Consider the following 6550-nt stretch of genomic DNA (forward strand, 5'->3'; position numbering starts at 1 on the left):
CGCCGACCCCGCGCCGCCCCGCACGGTCTCCGCCTGGCTGCCGTACTGGGACCAGGAGGGCGCCTACCAGGACGCCCTGCGCCACGCCGCCCAGCTGCACACCGTCAGCCCCTTCTGGTACCAGGCGATCGGCGCCGAGCGGATCGACGGCCACCCCGGCGCGGGTGACCGGCGCATCGTCGACGGGCTGCACGCGGCCGGGATCGCGGTGGTGCCCACCGTCATGGAGACGATGAAGCCCGGCGTGCTCGCCGCCGTCCTCGCCGACCCGGCCCGCCGCGCCACCCACATCACGGCCCTGCTCACGGTGGTCGGCAGCCGTTCGTACGACGGCCTGGACATCGACTACGAGTCGATCGCCCCGACCGGCGACGCCGCCTACCCCGCGGTGCGGGCCGACTACGCCACGTTCATCACCGAGCTGTGCGCCCGGCTGCACGCCCTCGCCAAGAAGTGCGTCAGCACCGTGTCGCCGCAGACCGCGACCACCGGGCGCATCTGGGACTACGCGGCGCTCGGCCGGGCCGCCGACCGGGTGCGGATCATGGCGTACGACCGGCACTGGTCGGGCGGCGACCCCGGGCCGCTCGCCGGGGTCGACTGGTACGAGGAGATCCTGCGCCGGGCCACCGCGCTGATCCCGCCCGACCGCATCGAGATGGCCCTGCCCGCGTACGGCTGGGACTGGCCCGAGGGCGGCGGCGGCCGCGCCCGGCACGTCACCTGGCGGGAGGCGGAGGCCCTGCGGGCGGCCGAGGGCGCGCCGTACCGGCTCGACCCCGTCTCGCAGACCCCGCACTTCACCTACCAGGACGGGGACACGGCCCGCGAGGTCTGGTACCAGGACGCCCGGGGCGTCGAGGCCGATCTGCCGGTCCTGGCCCGCTACGGCGTCCGCAACACCTCTCTGTGGGCCCTGAACTTCGAGGACCCGGCGGTGTGGCCGGTGCTCGCGCGCACCTGACCGCATGCCGGGCCCGGTTCAGCCCCGGACCGCGGCCGTCGGTGCGTTCCAGCCGGAGATCCGCAGCCAGGGGGCCGATCCGTGCAGGTCGGAGGTGCGGTAGGTGGCGGTCAGCGTCGCCGTCTCACCGGGCCACAACGTGACCTGGTTGTCCGACCACCGCACCGGCAGGACCGGAGCGCCCTCGGCGTCGACGAGATGGACGTCGGTGAGCAGCGCCGGGGTCCTGCCCGCTCCCGTGCGGGTGAGGGTGACGGTCGTGGTCGAGGTGCCGTCGCCGGTCGCGGTGGTCGTGCCGGTGGCGGTCACCGCCGCCTTCGCCATCGTGCCCAGGCCCTTGAGATCGGCGAAGGCCGTGGTGGGGGTGTGGTACCAGTCGGTGTGCGCGTAGTCGAGGACGTCCGCCCTGGTGGAGAGCCAGTACACATTGCGGCTGACCTCCTTGCCGGCGGCGTCGGTGAGCAGCAGCCGGGCCAGGTAGGTGGTGGAGAGGCCGCTCACGCTCGCCGGGACCGTCAGCGCGGTCGTCCTCGCGCCGTCGCCGCCCACGGTCACACCCGTCGCCGTCCGGTCGTACCTCTGGGTGCCGTCGGGGTCGAAGAGGGTCACCCGGGCCGTGAGGCCGGAGGCGGGTGCGTGCCGGTTGTTCACCACGGCGACCGAGCGGTCGTCGTAGGAGTACTGGACGTGCAGCGGCTCGTTGGCCTTCTTCGCGCCGAAGTACGCGCCGCCCTGGTCGAGAAAGCGGTCCACCAACTGCCAGTGCAGCGAGGTCCAGCCGCTGTTGAACATCCAGTAGACGAGCCCGGTCGAGGGTTTCGAGGCGTCCTTGGCGTTGCGGGCGTACGCCTCGTACTGGGCGCGGACGTTCTCGTACTGGGCGAGCTGCGCCTTGCGCACATAGTCGTCGAGGCCGGTCGGGGCGCCGTAGCGGCCGGTCAGGGCCGCGTCGTAGATGCCGAGGGTGGCGAAGGTGGAGGAGGGGGAGCGGTGGTACTGCTTGGCCGACGGGTTCTTCCAGAGCGTGTCCAGCTCGGCCGGTGACATCATCCGGCGCAGGGTGTCCAGGGTGGGGATGTCGGGGCCCGCGCTGGTCTCGGAGTTGAAGCCGGTGGCCCCGCCCTCCCGCTTGTCGTACCAGTAGGCGGGCGGCACCCAGTCGTACGGGCCGGTCATCTTCATGCCCGAACGGCCGCTGATCGGCGAGGATGTGTCGGAGGCGGCGGCCACCACGGGCGTCGGCCAGTCGGCCGCCCGCAGCGCCTCCACATAGTTCTTCTCGATCGTCGCGTCCGGGGCGAAGTCGCTGCCGATGAGGAACGAGATCACACTGGGGTGGTCGCGCAGCCGGGCCGCCTCGGCGGCCATCGAGGCCTTCGCGACCGGGTAGTCCGCCGCGGTCCACTTGTCGCCCGACTCGCTCCCGTTGACCTGGCCCTCCCATTTGTCGCAGCACTCCCAGCCGGGGAGCGTGAGGACGCCGTAGCGGTCCGCGAGGTCGAAGAACTCGTCCGGCTCGATGTGCCCTTCGAGCCGGAGGGTGTTGAGGCCCAGGTCGAGCGCGTACTTGAGCCGGTCCTCCACATAGGTGCGGTCCCAGCGCACGTACTCGTCCGGCGACCAGCCGCCGCCCTTGATGAGCAGCGGGCGGCCGTTGATCGCGTACTGGCGGGCGCCGGCCGCGTCGAGCGGCGCCTTCACGTCGCGGATGCCGAACGACTCGTGCGCGGTGTCGGACGTGCTGCCGGAGACCGAGGCGGTCAGATCGAGCCCGTACAGCGCCTGCTCGCCCATCCCGGCGGGCCACCACACGCGCGGCGAGGCCAGCCGGAGCCGGGGGTAGGTGTCCGGGGCGAAGGTGACGGTCCTGGTCTCGTGTGCGGCGAGCGTGACGTCCTGGCTGAAGGAGACCGTGCCGATCGTGCCGGAGACGGTCGTGGTGACCGTGTTCGCGGAGTCGTTGCGGGCCCGGGCCTTCACGGTCAGGTCGGCGGTCGCGAGGGAGGGCACGGCGAGGGCGGTGACGACGTGCGCGTCCCGCAGCGCGACCGGACCGCCGCGCCGCACCAGCACGTCCCTGACGATGCCCATGTTCTCGTCGGGCGGCGGCTGCAGCCAGTCGATCCACCCCATGGTGAGGTGCTTCCTGGGGTCGTTGGGCCGGACGCGGAACGCGACGGTGTTGGCGCCCGGCCGCACCGCCGAGGTGATGTCCAGCTCGTGGTGGGTGTAGGCCCCGGCGACCGCGCCCCTGTCCGCCACCTGCCGCCCGTTGACGAACACATCGGCGGCCGAGACGACCCCGCTGAAGTCGAGATACGTACGCGCGGAGGTGTCGGCGACGGTGAAGTCCGAGCGGTACCACCAGGGGACGGCGAAGTCCGCGGCGGGGATGTCCTTCTGGTTGGTGGAGTAGAAGGGGTCGGCGTACTTGCCGGCCGCGAGCAGGGCCGCGAGGACCGTGGAGCGGGGCCCGGCCCGGTACCAGCCCGCCGCCGGGTAGCCGGGGCTGGAGACGGCCGCCGCGGAGTCGGTGACCTTGGCGGTGGACTGGATGGCGTACCCGGAGAGCGCCGTCGTGGCGGGGGTGACTGCCGTGCGGGCGGCGGGAGTTGCCGGGTGAACCCCCGACGCGAGGGAAAGGGTCAGGGTGAGCGCGACGGCCGCGGCGGTCCTTCGGCGGACGAAGAGTCGACGGTAGAACACGGTGGTCTCCCGGCATCCAAGTCAGGGATCCAAGTAAGGAATCTTTACTAACTCGCATCCCGAAGGTAGAGACCTGAGGGAGTCATGTCAACGACCGGGGTGGCCGGAGCGGGTGCGCCGCTCGAAGGTCACGTCCCGGGCGGTGCCCAGGGCCGTGGCCACCGCGCCGAGGAGCACCGCGTCCTCGCCGAGCGCACTCGGTGCCACCTTCGGGCGCAGCGGGGTCAAGGTGCGCAGGGTGTCCCGGACGGTCCGCAGCAGCAGATCCGCGCTGTGCCCCACGCCCCCGCCGAGCACCACCAGATCCGGGTCGAGCACCGCGGCGACGGCCGCCACGGTGTGGGCGAGGCGCTCGCCCTCCAGCTCGACCGCCTTGACCGCGGCGGGATCCCCGGCCCGCGCCGCGTCGAAGACGTCCTTCGCCGTGAGCGGCCCGGCCATGCCGTGCGAGCGCGCCGCGGCCACCACCGCGTCGCCGGACACGGCGTCCTCAAGGGTGTCCGGCTTCTGCCGTCCGGGCCAGGGCAGGAAGCCGATCTCGCCGGCCCCGCCGTGCGCGCCGGTGAAGAGCTGGCCCTCGCTGACCACGCCCATGCCGAGGCCGGTGCCGATCATCACGTACACGAAGAGGCGGCTGCCGGAGCCGACGCCGAAGGTGTACTCGCCCAGCGCCGCGAGGTTGGCGTCGTTGTGCACCGCCAGCGGCATCCCGAGTCCGTCGCGCATCCGGTCGAACAGGCCCGGCCGGCCCCAGCCGGGCAGGTGCTGGGCGTAGCGCACCCGCCGCTTCTCCGCGTCGTACACACCGGGTGTGCCGACCACCGCCTGGGCGATCTTCTCGGCGTCCACGCCGGATCCGGCGACGAGTCGGTGGGCTGTGGTCACCACCAGATCGGCCATGGTGGAGGAGGTGCGGGCCTGGTTGCGGACCTCGGAGCGGGCCACCACCGTGCCGTCCAGATCCGCGAGCGCGACCCGCAGCCAGGCCCGCCCGATGTCGATACCCAGCGCGTACCCGGCCGTCGGGTCCGGGGCGTAGAGCACCGCCGACCGGCCGCGCTCGGGCGTGTGCGTACCGGCCTCACGGACCAGGCCGGTGGCCGCGAGCGCGGCCAGCGCGCTGGAGACCGTCGGCTTGGACAGACCGCTCTCGCGGGCGAGCTGGGCCCGCGACGAGGGGCCGCCCGCGCGCAGCCGGTCGAGCAGCAGCCGCTCGTTGCTGTTGCGCTGGCGCTGTGGGTTCCAGGGCTGCTCACCCTCGTCGCTGCTGGTCATCACATCATTCTCACGTATTGCCGCGGACGGGTTCCCGGCGACCTCTTGACGCTCAAAGTAAAGGTACTTAACTTGAGCACGCCCGACACCGGGGCGGACCGCCGTACCGGCGAAATCACCCTCGTCCGTGCTCACTTCACCACCGCCGTCAGCGTCCCCAGCAGCCCCAGGGAGGTCCCTTCGTGTCCGGAACCCCGCCGCCGACCGGCGGCTTCGTCCGCCGTATCGGACTCTTCCAGGCCACCGCCATCAACATGAGCCAGATGTGCGGCATCGGCCCGTTCGTCACCATCCCGCTGATGGTCGCCGCCTTCGGCGGGCCGCAGGCCGTCATCGGCTTCGTCGCCGGGGCGGTGCTCGCCCTCGCCGACGGGCTGATCTGGGCCGAACTCGGCGCCTCCCTGCCCGGATCCGGCGGCAGTTACGTCTATCTGCGCCAGGCCTTCCAGTACCGCAGCGGACGTCTGATGCCGTTCCTGTTCGTGTGGACGGCGATGCTCTTCATCCCGCTGATCATGTCCACCGGCGTGGTGGGCTTCGTCCAGTACCTCGGCTACCTCGCACCGGACATGGGCAGGACGAGCGGCGACCTCGTCGGCCTCGGGGTGATCGTGCTCGTCGTGCTGCTGCTGTGGCGGGGCATCGAGCACATCGCGCGGATCACCGCCGTCATGTGGGCCGTGATGATCGCCTCGGTGACCCTGGTCATCGTCGCCTCGGCCACCCACTTCAGCGCGGACCGCGCCTTCACCTACCCCTCGGGCGCCTTCGAACTCACCAGCAACCACTTCTGGCTCGGCTTCGCCGCGGGCCTCACCATCGGCATCTACGACTACCTCGGCTACAACACCACCGCCTACATGGGCGCCGAGATCAAGAACCCCGGCCGCACCCTGCCGCGCTCCATCGTCTTCTCCATCCTCGGCATCATGGCGATCTACCTGCTGCTCCAGATCGGCACCCTCGGCGTCATCGACTGGCAGCGGATGACCGACCCCGGCGACATCGCCTCCACCTCGGTGGCCTCCGCCGTCCTGGAGGAGACCTGGGGCAAGGGCGCCGCCGACGTGGTCACCGTGCTCATCCTCATCACCGCCTTCGCCTCCGTCTTCACCGGCCTGCTCGGCGGCTCCCGCGTGCCCTACGACGCCGCCCGCGACCGCGTCTTCTTCCGCCCGTACGCCAAGCTCCACCCCCGGCACCGCTTCCCGACCCTGGGCCTGGCCACCATGGGCGTCATCACGGCGATCGGCTTCCTCATCGGCCGCCACACGGACCTGGCCACGCTGATCCAACTGCTCACCACGGTGATGGTGCTGGTGCAGGCGCTGGCCCAGATCGCCGCGCTGACAGTCCTGCGCACCCGCCAGCCGACCCTGCGCCGCCCCTACCGGATGTGGCTCTACCCGCTGCCCAGCGTCGTGGCCCTGGTGGGCTGGCTGGTGATCTACGGCTACGCCGACAGGAACTCCCCCGGCCGCCACCCCATCGAGTGGTCACTGGCCTGGCTGGCGCTGGGCTGCGTCGCCTTCGTGGCGTGGGCCCGCTACGAGAAGGTGTGGCCGTTCGGGGCGCGGGAGGTTCGGGAGGAGTATGTGGAGGAGG

General features: G+C 71.9%; 4 protein-coding genes. 2 read left to right on the top strand and 2 right to left on the bottom strand.

Annotation, left to right across the window (positions count from 1 at the left end):
* The coding region (locus tag A8W25_RS05720) for a glycosyl hydrolase family 18 protein (protein ID WP_067156979.1) at positions 1-964 on the top strand (964 nt) is incomplete at its 5' end.
* Between the two features lie 18 nt (positions 965-982).
* On the opposite strand, the gene A8W25_RS05725 is transcribed toward A8W25_RS05720, so the two are convergent.
* Together A8W25_RS05725 and A8W25_RS05730 are read right to left on the bottom strand one after the other, a co-directional pair.
* Positions 983-3670, bottom strand: coding sequence for a glycoside hydrolase family 2 protein (locus A8W25_RS05725; RefSeq protein ID WP_067156982.1), 2688 nt, complete (start codon positions 3668-3670; stop codon positions 983-985).
* Positions 3671-3757: 87 nt separating this feature from the next.
* Complete coding sequence (locus A8W25_RS05730) at positions 3758-4945, bottom strand: ROK family protein (protein ID WP_067156985.1); 1188 nt, start codon at positions 4943-4945, stop codon at positions 3758-3760.
* Positions 4946-5127: 182 nt separating this feature from the next.
* On the opposite strand from A8W25_RS05730, the gene A8W25_RS05735 reads away from it, so the two are divergent.
* The coding region (locus tag A8W25_RS05735) for an APC family permease (protein ID WP_079125842.1) at positions 5128-6550 on the top strand (1423 nt) is incomplete at its 3' end.

The organism is Streptomyces sp. ERV7 (assembly GCF_001653515.1).
GTDB lineage: Bacteria > Actinomycetota > Actinomycetes > Streptomycetales > Streptomycetaceae > Streptomyces.